The organism is Citrobacter sp. wls718, assembly GCF_005280945.1.
Classification (GTDB): Bacteria; Pseudomonadota; Gammaproteobacteria; order Enterobacterales; family Enterobacteriaceae; genus Citrobacter; species Citrobacter gillenii.
This window is the reverse complement of record NZ_SZWV01000103.1, coordinates 27,705-47,204: the sequence shown is the minus strand read 5'-3', so window position 1 is coordinate 47,204 and position 19,500 is coordinate 27,705. Positions and strand designations below refer to the sequence as shown.

General features: G+C 53.7%; 17 protein-coding genes. 14 read left to right on the top strand and 3 right to left on the bottom strand.

Annotated features, from left to right (window positions below):
- Nucleotide 1: 1 nt before the first annotated feature.
- The 8 genes from flgE (at nucleotide 2) to flgL (ending at nucleotide 8,379) form a co-directional block, all read left to right on the top strand.
- Complete coding sequence (gene flgE, locus FDW95_RS20200) at nucleotides 2-1,294, top strand: flagellar hook protein FlgE (protein ID WP_115258867.1); 1,293 nt, start codon at nucleotides 2-4, stop codon at nucleotides 1,292-1,294.
- Nucleotides 1,295-1,314: 20 nt separating this feature from the next.
- Complete coding sequence (locus FDW95_RS20195; RefSeq protein ID WP_096757559.1) at nucleotides 1,315-2,070, top strand: flagellar basal body rod protein FlgF; 756 nt, start codon at nucleotides 1,315-1,317, stop codon at nucleotides 2,068-2,070.
- Between the two features lie 13 nt (nucleotides 2,071-2,083).
- The gene (gene flgG / locus FDW95_RS20190) at nucleotides 2,084-2,866 is read left to right on the top strand and encodes a flagellar basal-body rod protein FlgG (protein ID WP_045441663.1); all 783 of its coding nucleotides are present in this window, start codon (nucleotides 2,084-2,086) and stop codon (nucleotides 2,864-2,866) included.
- A gap of 57 nt (nucleotides 2,867-2,923) precedes the next feature.
- Entirely contained in the window at nucleotides 2,924-3,622 is a 699-nt protein-coding gene (locus FDW95_RS20185) for a flagellar basal body L-ring protein FlgH (protein WP_096757558.1), read from the top strand.
- Nucleotides 3,623-3,634: 12 nt separating this feature from the next.
- The gene (locus FDW95_RS20180) at nucleotides 3,635-4,732 is read left to right on the top strand and encodes a flagellar basal body P-ring protein FlgI (protein WP_115258866.1); all 1,098 of its coding nucleotides are present in this window, start codon (nucleotides 3,635-3,637) and stop codon (nucleotides 4,730-4,732) included.
- On the top strand, nucleotides 4,732-5,682 hold the full coding sequence (gene flgJ, locus FDW95_RS20175) for a flagellar assembly peptidoglycan hydrolase FlgJ (protein WP_115258865.1): 951 nt from the start codon (nucleotides 4,732-4,734) through the stop codon (nucleotides 5,680-5,682). Before FDW95_RS20180 ends, flgJ begins: the two co-directional genes overlap by 1 nt.
- 64 nt (nucleotides 5,683-5,746) lie before the next feature.
- Nucleotides 5,747-7,411, top strand: coding sequence for a flagellar hook-associated protein FlgK (flgK, locus tag FDW95_RS20170; protein ID WP_115258864.1), 1,665 nt, complete (start codon nucleotides 5,747-5,749; stop codon nucleotides 7,409-7,411).
- Nucleotides 7,412-7,425: 14 nt separating this feature from the next.
- Nucleotides 7,426-8,379 (top strand): flagellar hook-associated protein FlgL, encoded by a 954-nt coding sequence (flgL, locus tag FDW95_RS20165; RefSeq protein ID WP_115258863.1) that lies wholly within the window; start codon nucleotides 7,426-7,428, stop codon nucleotides 8,377-8,379.
- 78 nt (nucleotides 8,380-8,457) lie between these two features.
- Here the strand turns inward: flgL and FDW95_RS20160 are convergent, their stop codons facing one another.
- Nucleotides 8,458-9,657: an MFS transporter gene (locus tag FDW95_RS20160; protein WP_115258862.1), complete on the bottom strand. Its 1,200-nt coding sequence runs from the start codon at nucleotides 9,655-9,657 to the stop codon at nucleotides 8,458-8,460.
- Nucleotides 9,658-9,768: 111 nt separating this feature from the next.
- On the opposite strand from FDW95_RS20160, the gene FDW95_RS20155 reads away from it, so the two are divergent.
- Entirely contained in the window at nucleotides 9,769-10,704 is a 936-nt protein-coding gene (locus FDW95_RS20155) for a LysR family transcriptional regulator (RefSeq protein ID WP_170973034.1), read from the top strand.
- Between the two features lie 40 nt (nucleotides 10,705-10,744).
- Here FDW95_RS20155 and rne read toward each other — a convergent pair whose 3' ends face one another.
- Entirely contained in the window at nucleotides 10,745-14,035 is a 3,291-nt protein-coding gene (gene rne, locus FDW95_RS20150; RefSeq protein ID WP_137363594.1) for a ribonuclease E, read from the bottom strand.
- 699 nt (nucleotides 14,036-14,734) lie between these two features.
- Between rne and rluC the strand changes: the two genes are divergently transcribed.
- Nucleotides 14,735-15,688 (top strand): 23S rRNA pseudouridine(955/2504/2580) synthase RluC, encoded by a 954-nt coding sequence (gene rluC, locus FDW95_RS20145; protein ID WP_167456044.1) that lies wholly within the window; start codon nucleotides 14,735-14,737, stop codon nucleotides 15,686-15,688.
- An 82-nt stretch (nucleotides 15,689-15,770) separates the two neighbouring features.
- On the opposite strand, the gene FDW95_RS20140 is transcribed toward rluC, so the two are convergent.
- Nucleotides 15,771-16,355 carry a nucleoside triphosphate pyrophosphatase gene (locus FDW95_RS20140; protein ID WP_096757549.1) on the bottom strand — a complete coding sequence of 195 codons (585 nt, stop codon included), beginning with the start codon at nucleotides 16,353-16,355 and terminating at the stop codon, nucleotides 15,771-15,773.
- Between the two features lie 197 nt (nucleotides 16,356-16,552).
- Between FDW95_RS20140 and yceD the strand changes: the two genes are divergently transcribed.
- The 4 genes from yceD (at nucleotide 16,553) to fabH (ending at nucleotide 19,497) form a co-directional block, all read left to right on the top strand.
- Nucleotides 16,553-17,074: a 23S rRNA accumulation protein YceD gene (gene yceD, locus FDW95_RS20135; protein ID WP_115258860.1), complete on the top strand. Its 522-nt coding sequence runs from the start codon at nucleotides 16,553-16,555 to the stop codon at nucleotides 17,072-17,074.
- Between the two features lie 16 nt (nucleotides 17,075-17,090).
- Nucleotides 17,091-17,264 carry a 50S ribosomal protein L32 gene (gene rpmF / locus FDW95_RS20130; RefSeq protein ID WP_003036242.1) on the top strand — a complete coding sequence of 58 codons (174 nt, stop codon included), beginning with the start codon at nucleotides 17,091-17,093 and terminating at the stop codon, nucleotides 17,262-17,264.
- Nucleotides 17,265-17,386: 122 nt separating this feature from the next.
- Nucleotides 17,387-18,466: a phosphate acyltransferase PlsX gene (gene plsX, locus FDW95_RS20125; protein ID WP_096759432.1), complete on the top strand. Its 1,080-nt coding sequence runs from the start codon at nucleotides 17,387-17,389 to the stop codon at nucleotides 18,464-18,466.
- A 77-nt stretch (nucleotides 18,467-18,543) separates the two neighbouring features.
- On the top strand, nucleotides 18,544-19,497 hold the full coding sequence (gene fabH / locus FDW95_RS20120; RefSeq protein ID WP_096757547.1) for a beta-ketoacyl-ACP synthase III: 954 nt from the start codon (nucleotides 18,544-18,546) through the stop codon (nucleotides 19,495-19,497).
- Nucleotides 19,498-19,500: the final 3 nt, after the last annotated feature.

Genomic DNA, 19,500 nt, shown 5'->3' with positions numbered 1-19,500 from the left:
CATGGCCTTTTCTCAAGCGGTCAGCGGTCTGAACGCTGCAGCGACCAACCTCGATGTCATTGGTAACAACATCGCCAACTCCGCGACCTACGGGTTTAAATCCGGTACCGCTTCCTTTGCGGATATGTTTGCCGGTTCTAAAGTGGGCCTGGGCGTTAAAGTTGCGGGTATTACCCAGGACTTTACCGATGGCACTACCACCAACACCGGCCGTGGGCTGGACGTTGCCATTAGCCAGAACGGTTTCTTCCGTATGGTCGACAGCAATGGGTCTGTTTTCTTCAGCCGAAACGGTCAGTTCAAGCTCGATGAAAACCGTAATATCGTCAACATGCAGGGGCTGCAGTTGACGGGTTATCCGGCCACCGGCACACCGCCGACGGTACAGCAGGGCGCAAACCCGGCACCGATCACGATTCCGAATACGCTGATGGCGGCGAAATCCACGACCACCGCGTCTATGCAGATCAACCTGAACTCCACTGACAAGATTCCGGCGAATAAACCTTTTAGCGCAAGTGATGCGGACTCGTACAACAAAAAAGGCACCGTGACCGTATTTGATAGTCAGGGTAATGCCCATGACATGAATGTTTTTTATGTCAAAACGACGGATAACAAATGGGATGTTTACACCCAGGATGCCAGCGTGGCGGGCTCTCCCGCGACTAAAAATGCGGTGATGAACTTCAGCGCTAATGGCACGCTGGCCTCGGTGAATAACTATATTCCTGGGACCGTTCCGGTTGATCCGTTAAATCCTACAGGGCCAAAAATCCCTGTGGAAGGCCCCGCCAACGCCCAGCCGCAAATTCAGATAACCACCGGTGCTATCAATGGCGCGGTCCCTGCGGGTTTCTCTCTGAGTTTCCTCAATTCCATGCAGCAGAATACCGGCGCCAATAACATCGTTGCGACGAATCAGAACGGCTACAAACCGGGCGATCTGGTGAGCTACCAGATTAACGATGACGGCACGGTGGTGGGTAACTACTCCAACGAACAGAAGCAACTTCTGGGGCAGATCGTGCTGGCTAACTTTGCCAACAACGAAGGTCTGGCTTCTCAGGGCGATAACGTCTGGGCCGCGACACAGTCTTCTGGCGTCGCGCTGCTGGGCACCGCGGGCACCGGTAACTTCGGCAAGCTGACGAACGGCGCGCTGGAAGCATCGAACGTGGATTTGAGTAAAGAACTGGTGAACATGATCGTCGCCCAGCGTAACTATCAGTCGAACGCGCAGACCATCAAAACCCAGGATCAGATCCTCAACACGCTGGTCAACCTGCGCTAAGCGCTTGACGGGATGGCTTAATGGATCACGCAATTTATACCGCCATGGGCGCGGCCAGTCAGACGCTGAACCAACAGGCGGTGACGGCCAGCAACCTGGCAAACGCCTCAACGCCGGGTTTCCGCGCGCAGCTTAATGCGCTACGTGCGGTACCGGTTGAAGGGCTCTCTTTACCGACGCGTACGCTGGTGGTGGCCTCAACGCCAGGGGCTGATATGACGCCAGGTCAGATGGACTACACCTCCCGCCCGCTGGACGTTGCGCTGCAACAGGACGGTTGGCTGGCGGTGCAGACCGCTAACGGCAGTGAAGGGTACACCCGTAATGGCGCAATTCAGGTAAGCCCCACCGGTGAACTGACCATTCAGGGACACCCGGTGATTGGCGAAGCCGGGCCAATAGCGGTACCGGAAGGTTCAGAAATCACCATTGCTGCTGACGGGACGATTTCTGCGCTGAACCCAGGCGATCCGGCGAATACCGTGGCGCCTGTCGGGCGTCTGAAGCTGGTGAAGGCGACGGGAAGTGAAGTGCAGCGTGGTGATGACGGTATGTTCCGTCTGAGCGCGGCGGCACAGGCGACCCGTGGTCCGACGCTTCCGGCCGATCCCAGCATCCGCGTGATGTCGGGCGTGCTGGAGGGCAGTAACGTCAAACCGGTTGCCGCGATGAGCGACATGATCGCCAGCGCCCGTCGCTTCGAAATGCAGATGAAGATTATCAGTAGCGTGGATGATAACGCGGGTCGCGCCAACCAACTGCTGTCGATGAGTTAATACAGGACATTTTATGATCAGTTCATTATGGATCGCCAAAACCGGCTTGGATGCACAGCAAACCAACATGGATGTGATTGCCAACAACCTGGCAAACGTCAGCACCAATGGTTTCAAGCGTCAGCGTGCGGTGTTTGAAGATCTGTTGTACCAGACGATTCGTCAACCGGGCGCGCAGTCTTCTGAACAGACCGTACTGCCTTCGGGTTTGCAAATCGGTACCGGTGTGCGTCCGGTGGCGACCGAGCGTTTACACAGTCAGGGCAACCTGTCACAGACCAATAACAGCAAAGATGTGGCGATTAAAGGCCAGGGCTTTTTCCAGGTCATGTTGCCGGATGGTACTTCTGCTTATACGCGTGACGGCTCTTTCCAAGTGGATCAGAACGGCCAACTGGTGACGGCAGGCGGTTTTCAGGTTCAGCCAGCGATCACCATTCCAGCGAACTCGCTCAGCATCACTATCGGGCGTGATGGCATCGTCAGCGTAACCCAGCAAGGACAGGCGGCGCCGGTACAGGTAGGCCAGCTCAACCTGACCACCTTTATGAACGATACCGGCCTGGAAAGCATTGGTGAGAACCTGTACACCGAGACGCAATCTTCAGGTGCGCCGAACGAGAGCACGCCAGGGCTTAACGGTGCGGGTCTGCTGTATCAGGGCTATGTTGAAACCTCTAACGTCAATGTGGCGGAAGAGCTGGTGAATATGATCCAGGTTCAACGTGCTTACGAAATCAACAGCAAAGCGGTGTCGACTACCGATCAGATGCTGCAAAAACTGACGCAACTCTAACGTGTTGTCCGGTGGGGTGAAAACCTCACCGGCACACTGATGTAGAAGATGAAGGCAATGCGAAAAAACGCGCTTCACCCATACCCGATTACGGCCCTGCTGGTGGTGTCACTGACAGGATGTGCCTGGATCCCGGCCACGCCGCTGGTTCAGGGGGCGACCTCTGCCCAGCCGATACCTGGCCCAACGCCGGTGGCCAATGGATCAATTTTTCAGTCTGCGCAGCCAGTTAACTATGGCTACCAGCCGCTATTTGAAGACCGCCGTCCGCGCAATGTTGGCGATACGCTAACTATCGTATTGCAGGAAAACGTCAGTGCGAGCAAAAGCTCTTCTGCTAACGCCAGCCGTGATGGCAAAACAAACTTTGGTTTCGACACGGTGCCGCGCTACCTGCAGGGACTGTTTGGCAACGAGCGTGCTGACGTAGAAGCGTCCGGTGGGAACTCCTTTAACGGCAAAGGTGGCGCTAATGCCCGTAACACCTTTAGCGGTACGCTGACCGTGACCGTCGATCAGGTTCTGGTCAACGGCAATTTACACGTTGTGGGTGAAAAGCAGATCGCCATAAACCAGGGCACTGAATTTATCCGCTTCTCCGGGGTGGTTAACCCGCGCACCATCAGCGGCAGCAACTCTGTTCCGTCAACACAGGTGGCGGATGCACGTATTGAGTATGTCGGTAACGGCTATATCAACGAAGCGCAGAATATGGGCTGGTTGCAGCGTTTCTTCCTTAATTTGTCACCGATGTAAGCGAGGCTTTCTGTGTTTAAAACTCTTGTTGCAATGGTCCTGATGCTGGTAACTACATTGGCCCATGCCGATCGTATTCGCGATCTGACCAGCGTTCAGGGTGTGCGTGAAAACTCGCTGATTGGCTACGGGCTGGTGGTGGGGCTGGACGGCACGGGTGACCAGACCACCCAGACGCCGTTCACCACCCAAACGCTCAATAACATGCTCTCTCAACTGGGGATCACCGTGCCGACCGGCACCAATATGCAGTTGAAAAACGTGGCGGCGGTGATGGTGACTGCATCCTTTCCGGCGTTTGGACGTCAGGGACAAACCATTGACGTTGTGGTCTCTTCAATGGGTAATGCCAAAAGCCTGCGCGGCGGGACGCTGCTGATGACCCCGATGAAAGGGGTTGATAGCCAGGTGTATGCGCTGGCGCAGGGCAATATTTTAGTCGGCGGCGCCGGTGCTGCGGCGGGCGGCAGTAGCGTTCAGGTGAACCAACTCAATGGTGGGCGGATCACCAACGGGGCCACTATTGAACGCGAACTTCCTAGCCAGTTTGGTGGCGGAAACACCCTCAATCTGCAGCTGAATAATGAAGACTTCACCCTGGCACAGCAGATAACCGACACCATTAACCGTTCGCGTGGGTTTGGCAGCGCCACGGCGCTGGATGCGCGTACGATTCAGGTGCGTGTGCCGAGCGGCAATAGCTCGCAGGTGCGCTTCCTCGCTGATATCCAGAATATAGAAGTGAACGTAACGCCGCAGGATGCGAAGGTGATTATCAACTCCCGTACGGGATCGGTAGTGATGAACCGCGAAGTTACGTTGGACAGTTGCGCGGTCGCGCAGGGCAACTTGTCTATCACGGTGAATCGCCAGGCCAACGTCAGTCAGCCCGATACGCCGTTTGGCGGTGGGCAAACCGTGGTTACCCCGCAAACCCAAATCGATATGCGTCAAAGCGGCGGCTCATTGCAGAGCGTGCGCTCCAGCGCCAATCTGAACAATGTGGTTCGCGCCCTCAATGCGCTCGGTGCCACGCCAATGGATTTGATGTCAATTCTGCAATCCATGCAAAGTGCGGGTTGTTTACGCGCCAAACTGGAAATTATCTGATGATTGGCGACAGCAAACTGCTGACCAGCGCCGCCTGGGATGCGCAATCGCTGAACGAACTGAAAGCGAAGGCGGGTCAGGATCCGGCGGCAAATATCCGCCCGGTCGCCCGCCAGGTTGAAGGGATGTTTGTCCAGATGATGCTGAAAAGCATGCGTGAAGCGCTGCCAAAAGATGGCGTCTTTAGCAGCGACTCGACGCGCTTGTACACCAGCATGTATGACCAGCAGGTAGCCCAGCAGATGACAGTAGGCAAAGGTCTGGGGCTGGCTGAAATGATGGTTAAGCAGATGACCGAAGGCCAGGGGACGCCTGCGGATGATGCGCCGCAGGTACCGATGAAGTTTTCACTGGAAACGGTGACCAGCTATCAAAACCAGGCACTGACGCAGATGGTGCGTAAAGCGCTACCGAAAGCGACGGAAGGGAACGATGAACCGCTGTCGGGCGACAGTAAAGACTTCCTTGCTCAGCTATCGCTACCAGCAAAACTGGCGAGTCAACAAAGCGGGGTACCGCATCATCTGATCCTGGCACAGGCGGCGCTGGAATCCGGCTGGGGGCAACGCCAAATCCGCCGTGAGAACGGTGAGCCGAGCTTTAACATTTTCGGCGTGAAGGCTTCGGGGAGCTGGAAAGGGCCGACCACCGAAATCACCACTACCGAATATGAAAACGGTGAGGCGAAAAAAGTGAAAGCCCGATTCCGTGTCTATAGCTCGTACCTTGAGGCGCTGTCGGATTATGTCGGGCTGATATCGCGTAATCCGCGCTACGCCGCGGTAACCGGTGCGGCGACTGCCGAACAGGGTGCGCAGGCCTTGCAGAATGCAGGCTACGCCACCGATCCGCACTATGCGCGTAAATTAACCACCATGATCCAGCAGCTGAAGTCGATGAGCGAGAAAGTGAGTAAAACTTACAGTAGCAATCTCGACAATCTGTTTTAAATAACTCAAGTCTACCCATCCGCTGCCGATAATAACGAGTATTGAAGGATTACAAGGAACCTCCATGTCCAGCTTGATTAACAACGCCATGAGTGGTCTTAGCGCAGCGCAGGCCGCGTTGAACACAGCCAGTAATAACATCTCCAGCTATAACGTGGCAGGGTATACCCGCCAGACGACCATTATGGCGCAAGCAAACAGCACGCTGGGTGCGGGGGGCTGGGTTGGCAATGGCGTCTATGTTTCTGGCGTGCAGCGTGAGTATGATTCATTTATCAGTAATCAGTTACGCGCTGCGCAGAACCAAAGCAGCGGTCTGACAACGCGTTATGAGCAAATGTCGAAAATCGATAACCTGCTCGCCAGCAAGACCAGCTCTATTTCTACCTCGATGCAGGGCTTTTTCACCAGCTTACAAACGTTGGTCAGTAACGCAGAAGACCCGGCGGCGCGTCAGGCATTGATTGGCAAAGCAGACGGCTTAGTCAACCAGTTTAAAACCACCGATCAGTATCTGCGCGATCAGGATAAACAGGTTAATACCGCGATTTCCGCCAGTGTTGACCAGATCAATAACTACTCGAAGCAAATTGCCAGTCTCAACGATCAAATCTCTCGTCTGACCGGCGTCGGCGCGGGCGCTTCACCGAACGATCTGCTGGACCAGCGCGACCAGTTGGTGAGCGAATTAAACAAGATTGTCGGCGTTGAAGTCAGCGTTCAAGACGGCGGCACCTATAACGTCACCATGGCGAATGGCTATTCGCTGGTGCAGGGCAGTAGCGCACGTCAGCTTGCTGCCGTACCGTCCAGTGCCGATACCACCCGCACCACCGTGGCCTATGTCGATGGGGTTGCGGGTAATATTGAAATTCCAGAAAAACTGCTCAATACCGGCTCACTGGGTGGGTTGCTGACGTTTCGTTCTCAGGAACTGGACCAGACGCGTAATACGCTGGGCCAATTGGCACTGGCTTTTGCCGACGCCTTTAACACACAGCATAAAGCCGGTTTTGATACTGATGGTGTTGCGGGTAAGGATTTCTTTGCTATCGGCGATCCGTCGGTGACCAGTAATGCTAAAAACACCGGCAAAGCGGAGTTAACCGCTGAAGTTGATGATAGTTCGAAAGTGCAGGCGACTGACTATAAAGTTGTGTTTAACGGTGGCAAATGGCAAGTCACGCGCCTGGCGGATAATACGACGTTTGAAGCAAAACCGGATGCCAGCGGTAAACTGGATATTGATGGCCTGAAAGTGACGGTGACGAATAAACCAACCGGAGCTAACGATAATGACAGTTTTATTCTGAAGCCGGTTAGCGACGCCATCGTCAATATGAAAGTGATGGTGACCGACGAGTCAAAAATTGCCATGGCGTCAGAGAAAAAGACCGATCCTGCTGCGGAGACGGGCGCAAGCGACAACCGTAACGGTCAGAAACTGTTGGATCTACAAAATAAGGCCACCGTCGGGAATAAAACCTTCAACGATGCCTATGCCACGCTGGTAAGCGATGTCGGTAACAAAACCGCGACGCTGAAAACCAGCAGCACCACGCAAAACAACGTGGTCACGCAGCTCTCTAATCAGCAGCAGTCCATCTCCGGGGTGAATCTCGACGAAGAGTACGGCAATTTGCAGCGCTATCAGCAGTACTACCTGGCTAACGCCCAGGTGCTGCAAACCGCGAATGCGTTGTTTGATGCACTGATTAATATTCGCTAAGGGAGAGGGAATCAATGCGTATCAGTACCCAGATGATGTACCAGCAGAACATGCGTGGCATCACCAACTCTCAGGCGGAATGGATGAAATTCGGCGAGCAAATGTCGACGGGTAAACGGGTCATTAATCCGTCTGACGATCCGATTGCCGCCTCACAGGCCGTGGTGCTGTCTCAGGCTCAGGCACAAAACAGCCAGTACACGCTGGCGCGCTCTTTCGCCACGCAAAAAGTCTCACTGGAAGAAAACGTGTTGGGACAGGTAACGACGGCTATTCAGAGCGCGCAGGAAAAAATTGTCCATGCTGCTAACGGGACGTTAAGTGATGATGACCGTGCATCGTTGGCAACTGATTTACAGGGGATCCGCGATCAGCTGATGAACCTGGCGAACAGCACCGATGGCAACGGGCGCTATATTTTCGGTGGATATAAAACAGAAAGTGCACCATTTGCCCAGGCTGATGGTACCTATACTGGCGGAACCCAAAACGTGACCCAGCAGGTCGATGCTGCCCGTACCATGGTGATTGGCCATACCGGGGATAAAATATTTGCCGAATTGACCAGTAATGCGGTGCCGGAACCCGCGGGTGGAACCCAGGAAAAGAGCCTGTTCAAAATGCTGGATACCGCTATTGATGCCCTCAAAACGCCGGTTGCTGGGGATGATGTGGCAAAAGATAAAGCGGCAGCCGCTATTGATAAAACCAGCCGTGGCCTGAAGAACTCGCTTAATAACGTCCTGTCTGTGCGTGCTGAATTAGGCACACAGCTCAGTGAGTTGAGCTCGCTGGATTCACTGGGTACCGATCGCGCATTAGGGCAAACTCAGCAGATGAGTAACCTGGTGGATGTCGACTGGAACGCAGCGATTTCGTCCTATGTTATGCAGCAGGCTGCGCTGCAGGCATCCTATAAAGCGTTTACCGATATGCAGGGAATGTCGTTGTTCCAGTTAAATCGTTAACGCCTTTTTTTGAAACATATCATGAAACTGGATATGTTTGTCTGCCCGCGCCACTTACACCCCGGTGCGGGCATTTTTTTAGGCCGTTTTTGTCCGACTCACCACGGTGTTACCCGTCAGTCTGATCATCAGAGCAATCGCACCGCTGACGGTTGCCAACCCGACAACGCCTTGCCAGTTTGCCAGGGCGTAAACTTGGGTGCCGAGAACTGAACCCAGCGCCATGCCAATGAACACCAGGGTAAACAGCAGGGCGTTCAGGCGGCCCCGCGCCTGAGGCTCAAGGCTATAGACCAGATTCTGGTGAGCCACCAGGCTGGATTGTAGCCCAAGATCAAAGCCGACCGCAGAAAGGGCTATTAGCAGCCACTGTCCCTCAACCGGCAGGGCGGGCAGTAAAAACATCAGCGCGAAAGAAAGCGTCACTAATAATGCCCCCAGTTGCGTGACCTTTTCGCCGCCAACTCTGTCAGCAAGATGTCCAGCTAGCGGTGCGGCAAGCGCACCTGCTGCTCCTGCAATACCAAAACCCCCGGCTACTGCGCTGCCCATGTGATAATGCTCGGATAACATCACCGCCAGTGTTGACCAGAAGGCACTGAAGGCAATTGACAGGAATCCCTGTGCCAACGCCGCCCGGCGCAGTACAGGATACCGTTGCCAGAGTTTGGCCATTGAGAGCATTAACGACGGATAGCTCAGCGTGGAATTGGCCGCAAAGTGAGGCAGCATTTTCCACATCACCACAGTAATAATGGCAATACTGATGGCGGCGAGTTGATACATCTCGCGCCAGCCAAACGCTTCGCCCACCAGACCACTGACGGTGCGGGAGAGCAAAATGCCCAGCAACAGGCCGGTCATCACCGTACCGACCGTTTTTCCCTGTTTCCCCGCGGGGGCGAGTATAGCTGCTGCGGGAACGATGTCCTGCGCCATGGTTGCCGCCATTCCCATCAGCAAGCTAATCAACAGCAGTGAATGCAGTTGCCCGCTAAAGCTGCAGGCCAGAAGCAGCACGGCAAGTGAGATGCTTTTCAGCAAGATTAAAGTCCGGCGGTCATAGCGGTCGCCAAGCGGTAAGAGAAACAAAATCCCCAGCGCGTACCCGGCCTGGGTAAGCGTCGGCACCAGCCCCATACCGGTGAGACTTAAGGTCAGGTCCTGACCGATCAGCGGCAGAAGAGGCTGGGCATAGTAGATAGCCGCCACGCTGAAACCGGCGCCAAGTGCCAGTACAAAGATGACCCAACGGGAAAGTGCGGTAGATGTGTTCACAAATGATTCCTCAATCACAGGATGTACGGCTATTTTTATCTTTCGCTCATTGGCACGGTAGCGGGCGTGGTGGTAAAACAGTTATACGGTTGACGTATGATGAAAGTGGTTATCTTGAAAAATGAGCGTATAGACAGAGTGGAGCTGATGCGGACGTTTGTGCGCATCGTTGAGGCAGGATCGCTCTCTGCGGCGGCAAAACAGATGGGGACCACCCAGGCGACCGTCAGTCGGAGACTGCAATCCCTGGAAACGCTGCTGGGTGTGAAACTGATTTTACGCACCACCCACGCGATGAAATTGACCGATGACGGAGAGCGGGGATATCAGCATGCTAAGCATATTATCGATGCCTGGTTAGCGCTGGAAGATGGGCTGAATATCACGGAGGATGAACCCGTCGGTATGCTGCGGGTACGAGCGCCTCATGCGTTTGGTCAGCAACAACTGCTTGAACCGCTGCTGCAATTTCTGGCCCGTTATCCGCAGTTATCGGTGGAGTGGATGCTCAATGACAAAACGGTGGATTTCCTTAGCGACAATATTGATTGCGCGATCCGAGTGGGTGCGGAAGTTGATCCGGCAACGGTCTCCGTTCTGCTGGCCGAAGTGCCCCGAAGCATTGTGGCCAGCCCGGCATTGCTGGCGCAGTATGGCGATACTACGCATCCCGAACAGTTATCAACGCTGCCGTGGATTGCTGTAAACACGTTTTATCAGCATAGTGTGTCGCTGCGCCATCAACAGCGAAATGAACCCATCACGATAAATATCTCTCCCCGATTAAGCACGGACAGTATTTATGTTGCCAGAAATGCGGCTCTGGCAGGGCTGGGGGTAGCCATTGTGTCAAGCTGGATGGTGGAAGACGATATTGTTCACGGGCGTTTAGTCGAGCTATTCGCAGACTGGCCTGCGGCATCGCTGCCGGTGCATTTGGTGTATCCCTGGGCGCGTTATTATCCGGTCCGACTGCGTAAATTTCTGGCGCTGATGAAGGATGTGATGCCGCAGCTGACGGGAATGAAACAAATCGATAAGAAATAAAAAAGCCGACCCGAAGGTCGGCTTTGATGTTGATTACGGCTTACTCAACAGGCTGCGGGCGTGTGGCTGGGGCAGTAGCCTGATGCGTGGCGCTGTGACCGCCTGCGGCACCTTTGCCTTCGAAGTCGAAAGCAGGGCGCTGCCAGTCGCTCTGACGCGGCGCTTCTGGTTCGTAGTCCGGCGCAGGTGCGCGGGTCATCGGTGCGGTTGCGTGGCTGTGAACCGTTACGGGTACAGCGGCAACAGACGCAGGTTCTACCACAGCTTCAGCGACAACGACTGGTGCAACCGGTGCGACTTCTTCCTGCGTAACCGGGGCAATTGGCGCGGCCTCGATAACCGGTTCAGCAACGTCTGGCTGGGCGACAGCGACGTCAACCTGGACAGGTTCTTCGGTAATCGGTGCTTCTACCACGTTTGCTACGGGCTCAGCTTCAGCAACAACCTCTTCTGCAACCGGGACGTCAGCGTCAACGATGAACTGCGGTTGTTCCTCAACAGCCGTCTCGATAACCTCCGGATGTGTGGTTTCAACCGCCACAACCTGAGGTTCGACAACGACGGTTTCGGTGACTACCGGCGCTTCTGTGACCGCGACAGATGCCGCTACGGTTTCCACTGCTGGTGCAACGACCGCTGCAATGGTTTGCTGCTCGGCGATAACCGGCTGCACCTGGGCCACTTCCTGCTGATGCTGCTCTTCAACCTGCAGTTCCTGTGCACGGGCAACAGGGTAACGGATCCAGACTTTACCAGAGGCTAATTCTGGAGATGCACAGGCGACAGTAATCGGCATTGGCGACTGTGTCGGGTAACGTTCGTCACGATAGCGACGACGACGCTGTCCGCTTACGCGCAGATGGCGAGGCGAGCGGCGAGAACGACGCGGCATACCGTTGCTATCACGTGCATCGTTGTTATCACGCGCATCGTTGTTATCTTCATGCTCGGTAGTGACAACGGCAGGCAGGTCGACTTTCGCCAGTTCAGTTCGCTGGGCAACAGCGGCCTGAACCACAGGCTCAGCCACAACCGTTTCGGTAACCACGGCAGCGGTTACGGCTTCGGTTTCGACGGTTGCGCTATCGGTGTAACGAACCTTCTGGTTCAACTGACGCTGTTTACGGCGAGTCTGAGGCTGGCGAACGCGCTCTTCCTGATCCGTATCCTGTGCCGGTTGTTCAACCAGGTTCAGTTCTTTAACTTCCTGCGGTGCCTGACGCTTGTCGTCGTTACGACGGCGGTTGCGTTCACGACGCGGAGCCTGCTGCTCGTCACCTGACTTCGCTTTATCAGCAACATCGGTGGATTGCTGGCGGGTATCGCGCGCTTCGGCATTCTGCGGCTGGCGACGGTTACGGCGATTTTCATCGCGGTTTTCGCTGCTATCAGAACGTTCATTACGGTTGTCACGATCGCGGTTATCACGTTCGCCACGGTTATCGCGATTATCACGACGATCGTTACGATCGTTGCGGTCACGGCGATTGTTCTGACGAGGCTTACGACGATCCTGCTGGCGTTCAGAAGATTTCTCTTCCGCTTTCGGTGCTGGCTGCTCAACAGGCTTGGCTTCTTCATTGCCACCAAAGATGGACTTCAGTGCGCCGAGGAAACGACCAAACAAACCAGGCTGTTCGGATCCTGCTGCGACTGCGGCTGCTTTTGGTGCGGCAGCAACGGCTGTAACGGCAGGCTCCTGCAGAGCAGGTTCTGGCGGTACGTCTGGCATGGCGAAGGTCGCCAGCGCAGGCTGTTCCGGCTGTTTACGTTCGACGTACTCTTCTTCCGTCGGTAACGCCATCTCTTCTTCGTGCAGTTTCGGCAGCAGATAGCTCAGGGTCGATGTCTCTTCACCTTTGCGAACACGTAGAACAGAGTAGTGCGGTGTTTCCATTTGATCGTTGGGCACGATCACACAGCGTGCGCCGTTCTGTCGGGTTTCAATAGCATTGACCGCAGTACGTTTTTCGTTAAGCAGATAAGACGCAATCGGCACCGGGACAATCGCATGGACTTCCTGGGTGTTTTCCTTCAGCGCTTCTTCTTCAATCAGGCGCAGAATAGACAGCGACAGCGATTCGTTATCACGCACGGTACCTGTGCCGGAGCAACGCGGGCAGACGTGATGGCTGGATTCGCCCAATGACGGGCTCAGACGCTGACGGGACATCTCCAGCAAGCCGAAGCGAGAAATATGGCTAATCTGGATACGCGCACGGTCCTGACGAACGGCTTCACGCAGACGGTTCTCAACGGCACGTTGGTGACGAACCGGCGTCATGTCGATGAAGTCGATAACAATCAGGCCGCCGAGGTCACGAAGACGCAGCTGGCGAGCGATTTCATCGGCCGCTTCAAGGTTGGTATTAAATGCGGTCTCTTCGATATCGCCGCCGCGCGTGGCACGTGCGGAGTTGATATCAATTGCGGTCAGTGCTTCGGTGCTATCGATAACGATAGAACCCCCAGAAGGCAGGCGCACTTCACGCTGGAACGCAGACTCAATCTGAGACTCGATTTGATAGTGGCTGAACAGCGGGATTTCACCGGTGTAGAGCTTAATTTTGCTGCTGAAATCCGGACGACCCAACGCGGCGATGTGCTGACGCGCCATCTCCATGACTTTTGGGTTATCAATGAGGATTTCGCCGATATCCTGACGTAAATAGTCGCGGAATGCGCGAACGATGACATTACTTTCCTGATGGATCAGGAACGGAGCAGGGCGGCTGTCAGCGGCCTTTTTAATCGCTTCCCAGTGCTTCAGACGGAAACTCAGGTCCCACTGCAGCGCTTCTGCGGATTTACCAACACCCGCAGTGCGTACGATGAGCCCCATGCCATCAGGCAGTTCCAAGCTTGCCAGCGCTTCTTTGAGTTCTGTCCGGTCATCGCCTTCGATGCGACGAGAGATACCACCCGCACGCGGGTTGTTAGGCATCAGAACCAAATAACTACCCGCCAGGCTGATAAAGGTGGTCAGTGCAGCACCTTTGTTGCCGCGTTCTTCTTTATCAATCTGAACAATCACTTCCTGACCTTCGCGCAACACATCTTTAATGTTGGGACGGCCATGGGAGTTGTAGTTAGCGGGGAAGTATTCGCGGGCAATTTCTTTTAACGGGAGGAAACCGTGACGTTCAGCGCCATAATCAACAAAAGCGGCTTCCAGGCTCGGTTCAATACGGGTAATTTTACCTTTATAGATGTTGGCTTTTTTCTGCTCGTGTCCAGGACTTTCGATATCCAGATCGTACAGACGCTGCCCATCTACAAGGGCGACACGCAACTCTTCCTGCTGAGTCGCGTTAATTAACATTCTTTTCATCGTAACTTACTCATTATTCTTACATTGACGACTAAGCTGCGGGCAGAGTAATGCCTTTCCGGGTGTGAACCGATGGCCTCGTGTCTATTCGCGTCGCCAACCTCACGGTTATCGTCAGCTCAAAGAGGCGCAGAGTGTCGGTTGCCTGTATTTCATACGGAAACACAGCGCAATTATCAGGGGAACAGTCTGGGTGTTACTCTCCAGAAACGCTTCCATTATGCTCGTCGTCTTTCACGCTATCGGTGCGTTGGCTTCATCTACTCACCCCAGTCACTCACCGGAGTAAATTCTTGGGGGTTCCCAGACTTGCCGTCTTCCTACAACGCGAAATTCATAGAGCACTTACCGGTAAGGACTGCAACCCGCAGCCCGCTAACTGCCTGAAAGATCAATACGTCTTACGCCATTGCTGCGTTGATGATCGGTCGGGCAAAATTGGGTCATTCCGGAAAAGTTCTTGTTTTAACAAGATTCAACACGGAGACGACCTCATTATTCCACTGCTAACCTTGTTATAGCAAGATGACTTTTGCCATTTACCACCCGGTTACTCACAGTTTTTACACTTCCGTACAGTGATTGGTTTAATAACCACCAAATCGAAACTGTCAAACCTGTGTAATAGGGTATAGCAGTTAATATAAGCATAGAAAAATGTGTGGCGCGAATCTTGATGGCTATTTAAAATCGGCACCCATGAAAACAGAGACTCCAGCCGTAAAAATTGTTGCCATTACTGCCGACGAAGCAGGGCAACGCATCGACAACTTTCTGCGCACCCAGCTCAAAGGCGTGCCAAAAAGTATGATTTATCGCATTTTGCGTAAGGGCGAAGTGCGTGTGAATAAAAAACGCATCAAACCCGAGTACAAGCTCGAAGACGGAGATATTGTGCGTATTCCGCCAGTGCGTGTCGCTGAGCGCGAAGAAGAAGCTATTTCACCGCATCTGCAGAAGGTCGCCGCGCTGGCCGATGTTATTCTGTATGAAGATGACCATATTCTGGTGCTCAACAAACCGTCAGGCACGGCCGTGCATGGCGGCAGTGGATTAAGCTTTGGGGTAATTGAAGGTCTGCGAGCGTTACGCCCGGAGGCACGTTTCCTTGAATTGGTGCATCGCCTCGACCGTGACACGTCTGGCGTGCTGTTGGTTGCCAAAAAACGTTCCGCACTGCGTTCGCTGCATGAACAGTTGCGCGAAAAGGGAATGCAAAAAGATTACCTGGCGCTGGTAAGAGGTCAGTGGCAGTCGCATGTCAAAACCGTACAGGCGCCGCTGTTAAAGAATATTCTGCAAAGCGGTGAGCGAATCGTGCGGGTAAATCAGGAAGGTAAACCGTCGGAGACGCGATTTAAAGTAGAAGAGCGCTATGCGTTTTCCACGCTTGTGCGCTGTAGTCCGGTAACCGGGCGGACCCATCAGATTCGCGTGCATACCCAGTATGCTGGACATCCTATTGCTTTTGACGATCGCTATGGCGACCGTGAGTTCGACAAGCAGTTGGCCGGTACGGGGCTGAACCGACTGTTTCTGCACGCCGCAGCATTGAAGTTTACCCATCCGGGGACCGGTGAGGTCATGCGTGTTGAAGCCCCGATGGATAATCAGCTAAAACGCTGCCTTGAGGTATTACGCAGCAAAGCCTGATGCGCGTTGCTTATCAGGCCTACCATTGCGTTATGCGCCATAGGCCTGATAAGACGCACCGCGTCGCCATCAGGAAGATTAATCAGGCTTTCAGCGGATTCATCTCTTCCCTGCGTAGCATCTGACACAACGCAATCAGCGGCAGGCCAACCAACGTATTAGGATCGCGGCCCTCCAGACGCTCAAAGAGCGCAATACCTAATCCTTCGCTTTTAAAACTGCCGGCACAATGTAACGGACGTTCTTTGCGTACGTAATCGTCAATTTCCGTCTCGCTTAAATGACGGAAATGAACATCGAACGGTTCGACTTCGGTTTGTAAATGTCCGTTTGCAGAATTATACAGCGCCAGTCCGGTGTAAAACGTCACAATATTGCCGCTGGCTTTGGTTAATTGTTGTCTGGCCTTTTCTTCTGTTAACGGTTTTCCGGTTATTTCTCCATCAAGTACACAGATTTGATCGGATCCAATAATGAGGTGTGATGTGTAGCGGTGGGCAAGAGATTGCGCTTTTTCCTGGGCCAGACGTAACACCAAATGCCGAGGTGTTTCGCCAGGCTGCGGTGTTTCATCAACCTCAGGTGCTGCACATTCGAACGGGATGGCCAGTTTTTCAAGCAAGGCGCGACGCCAGGGAGAGGTAGACGCAAGAATGAGTTGAGGCATATTTTTTCCCTCGCATATAGCGTAATGATGAGAGCCATTTTAAACTAGGGCTCTCGACCTTCAAGTTGGCTGCTATGGCCAGACTTGAGTGATTTTAAGTCGATGACCCGCAATGTGTGCGAATTATTGGCAAAAGGCAACCTCAGGCTGCCTTTTTCTTTGACTCTATGACGTTACAAAGTTAATATGCGCGCCCTATGCAAAAGGTAAAATTACCCCTGACTCTTGATCCGGTTCGTACGGCTCAAAAACGCCTCGATTATGAAGGTATCTATACTTCTGATCTGTTAGAGCGCGTCACCGATTTTGTAGTCAGTGTGGACAGTGATGTGGAATGCTCCATGTCGTTCGCGATCGATAACCAACGTCTTGCCGTTATTACCGGTGATGCGAAGGTCTCGGTTACGCTCGCATGCCAGCGTTGCGGGAAACCGTTCCCACTCCATGTCCACACAACATATTGTTTTAGTCCTGTCCGTTCTGACGAGCAGGCTGAAGCACTGCCGGAAGCGTATGAACCGATTGAGGTTAACGAATTCGGTGAAATCGATCTGCTTGCAATGGTTGAAGATGAGATTATCCTCTCCTTGCCGGTAGTTCCGGTGCATGATTCTGAACACTGTGAAGTGTCCGAGGCGGACATGGTCTTTGGTGAATTGCCTGATGAAGCGCAAAAACCAAATCCATTTGCCGTATTAGCCAGCTTAAAGCGTAAGTAATTGAGGAGTAAGGTCCATGGCCGTACAACAGAATAAACCAACCCGTTCCAAACGTGGCATGCGTCGTTCTCATGACGCTCTGACCGCAGTCACCAGCCTGTCTGTAGACAAAACTTCTGGTGAACAACACCTGCGTCACCACATCACTGCCGATGGTTTCTACCGCGGCCGTAAGGTAATCGCTAAGTAATCACGCATGGCTCAATGAATTTCCCACCTCGGTGAGAAAGACAAAGAGAACCAGCGTGATGAAGCTTAGTGAGGCTTTCCCCGGGTAACTGGGGAAACACCTAGCCGAGCAGCGACGATACCTTGACACGTCTAACCCTGGCGTTAGATGTCATGGGGGGTGATTTTGGCCCTACCGTGACAGTGCCTGCAGCACTGCAGGCACTGAATTCTAATTCGCAACTCACACTTCTTTTAGTCGGGGATCCCGATACAATCACGCCATTACTTGCCAAAGCTGACTTCGAACAACGTTCACGTCTGCAGATTATCCCTGCTCAGTCAGTTATTGCCAGTGATGCCCGGCCCTCGCAGGCTATCCGCGCCAGTCGTGGTAGCTCTATGCGTGTTGCCCTGGAGCTCGTGAAAGAAGGTCGTGCAGAAGCCTGTGTGAGCGCCGGTAATACGGGCGCGCTAATGGGACTGGCGAAGTTATTACTCAAACCCCTTGAGGGGATTGAGCGACCTGCGTTGGTGACGGTGTTGCCGCATCAGCAGAAGGGCAAAACGGTGGTGCTGGATCTCGGCGCTAACGTTGATTGCGACAGTACGATGTTGGTGCAATTTGCCGTCATGGGTTCCGTGCTGGCAGAAGAGGTGGTTGGGATTGCCAGCCCTCGCGTTGCATTGCTTAATATCGGTGAAGAAGAAACTAAGGGTCTCGACAGTATTCGGGATGCTTCTGCTGTGCTAAAAACAATCCCTTCCATTAACTATATCGGCTATCTTGAAGCCAATGAGTTGTTGACTGGCAAAACCGATGTGTTGGTTTGTGACGGCTTTACAGGCAATGTCACATTAAAGACGATGGAAGGTGTTGTAAGAATGTTCCTTTCACTGCTGAAATCTCAGGGTGAGGGCAAAAAACGGTCGTGGTGGCTGCTGTTATTAAAACGTTGGTTACAAAAAAGCCTAACGAGGCGATTCAGTCACCTCAACCCCGACCAGTATAATGGCGCCTGTCTGTTAGGATTGCGCGGCACAGTGATAAAAAGTCATGGTGCGGCCAATCAGCGAGCATTTGAAGTCGCGATTGAACAGGCAGTGCAGGCGGTGCAGCGACAAGTTCCTCAGCGAATTGCCGCTCGCCTGGAATCTGTATACCCAGCTGGATTCGAACTGCTGGATGGTGGCGAAACGACACGCTCGCGGGCGCGCAGATGATAGTGCGGTCGAGAGCGTAGCCTACCTACCCGTGATTTGTTCGTAGCGGTATATAACCAAAAAGTGACTGAGCGTACATGTATACGAAGATTATTGGTACTGGCAGCTATCTGCCTGAACAAGTGCGTACTAACGCCGATTTGGAAAAAATGGTCGAGACATCTGATGAGTGGATTGTCACTCGTACAGGTATCCGTGAACGCCATATTGCCGCGCCCAATGAAACCGTTGCGACGATGGGCTTTGCCGCCGCAAACCGCGCACTTGAAATGGCTGGCATCGATAAAGATCAAATTGGTCTGATTGTGGTTGCGACCACATCATCAACGCACGCTTTTCCGAGTGCGGCGTGCCAGATCCAAAGTATGCTGGAAATTAAAGGCTGCCCGGCGTTTGACGTCGCGGCTGCCTGCGCCGGTTTTACTTATGCCCTGAGCGTGGCTGACCTGTACGTTAAGTCCGGCGCAGTGAAGCACGCGCTGGTGATCGGGTCTGATGTGCTGGCGCGTACTTGTGATCCGACCGATCGCGGGACGATCATTATTTTTGGTGATGGTGCTGGCGCGGTGGTACTGAGTGCCTCAGAAGAGCCAGGCATTCTCTCCACACATTTGCATGCTGATGGTCGCTATGGCGAACTGTTGACACTGCCGAATGCCGATCGTGTGAATCCGGAGAACCCGATTCATCTGACCATGGCGGGTAACGAAGTCTTTAAAGTGGCGGTTACCGAGCTTGCACACATCGTTGATGAAACGCTGGCAGCGAATAATCTCGACCGTTCTGCCCTGGACTGGTTGGTACCGCACCAGGCAAACTTGCGCATTATCAGCGCGACGGCGAAAAAGCTGGGCATGTCGATGGATAATGTCGTGGTTACGCTGGACAGACATGGCAATACGTCAGCCGCTTCCGTTCCATGTGCGTTGGACGAAGCCGTCCGCGACGGGCGAATTAAAGCCGGTCAGCTGATATTGCTTGAGGCCTTCGGGGGTGGATTCACCTGGGGCTCGGCGCTGGTTCGTTTCTAGTAT

Bases quoted from the DNA above. Each gene is read 5' to 3' on its own strand.
- rluC (WP_167456044.1), top strand. From the start codon at position 14,735: ATGAAAACAGAGACTCCAGCCGTAAAAATTGTTGCCATTACTGCCGAC.
- rpmF (WP_003036242.1), top strand. From the start codon at position 17,091: ATGGCCGTACAACAGAATAAACCAACCCGTTCCAAACGTGGCATGCGT.
- yceD (WP_115258860.1), top strand. From the start codon at position 16,553: ATGCAAAAGGTAAAATTACCCCTGACTCTTGATCCGGTTCGTACGGCT.
- flgK (WP_115258864.1), top strand. From the start codon at position 5,747: ATGTCCAGCTTGATTAACAACGCCATGAGTGGTCTTAGCGCAGCGCAG.
- FDW95_RS20185 (WP_096757558.1), top strand. From the start codon at position 2,924: ATGCGAAAAAACGCGCTTCACCCATACCCGATTACGGCCCTGCTGGTG.
- fabH (WP_096757547.1), top strand. From the start codon at position 18,544: ATGTATACGAAGATTATTGGTACTGGCAGCTATCTGCCTGAACAAGTG.
- flgJ (WP_115258865.1), top strand. From the start codon at position 4,732: ATGATTGGCGACAGCAAACTGCTGACCAGCGCCGCCTGGGATGCGCAA.
- flgE (WP_115258867.1), top strand. From the start codon at position 2: ATGGCCTTTTCTCAAGCGGTCAGCGGTCTGAACGCTGCAGCGACCAAC.
- rne (WP_137363594.1), bottom strand. From the start codon at position 14,035: ATGAAAAGAATGTTAATTAACGCGACTCAGCAGGAAGAGTTGCGTGTC.
- flgL (WP_115258863.1), top strand. From the start codon at position 7,426: ATGCGTATCAGTACCCAGATGATGTACCAGCAGAACATGCGTGGCATC.
- FDW95_RS20195 (WP_096757559.1), top strand. From the start codon at position 1,315: ATGGATCACGCAATTTATACCGCCATGGGCGCGGCCAGTCAGACGCTG.
- flgG (WP_045441663.1), top strand. From the start codon at position 2,084: ATGATCAGTTCATTATGGATCGCCAAAACCGGCTTGGATGCACAGCAA.
- FDW95_RS20140 (WP_096757549.1), bottom strand. From the start codon at position 16,355: ATGCCTCAACTCATTCTTGCGTCTACCTCTCCCTGGCGTCGCGCCTTG.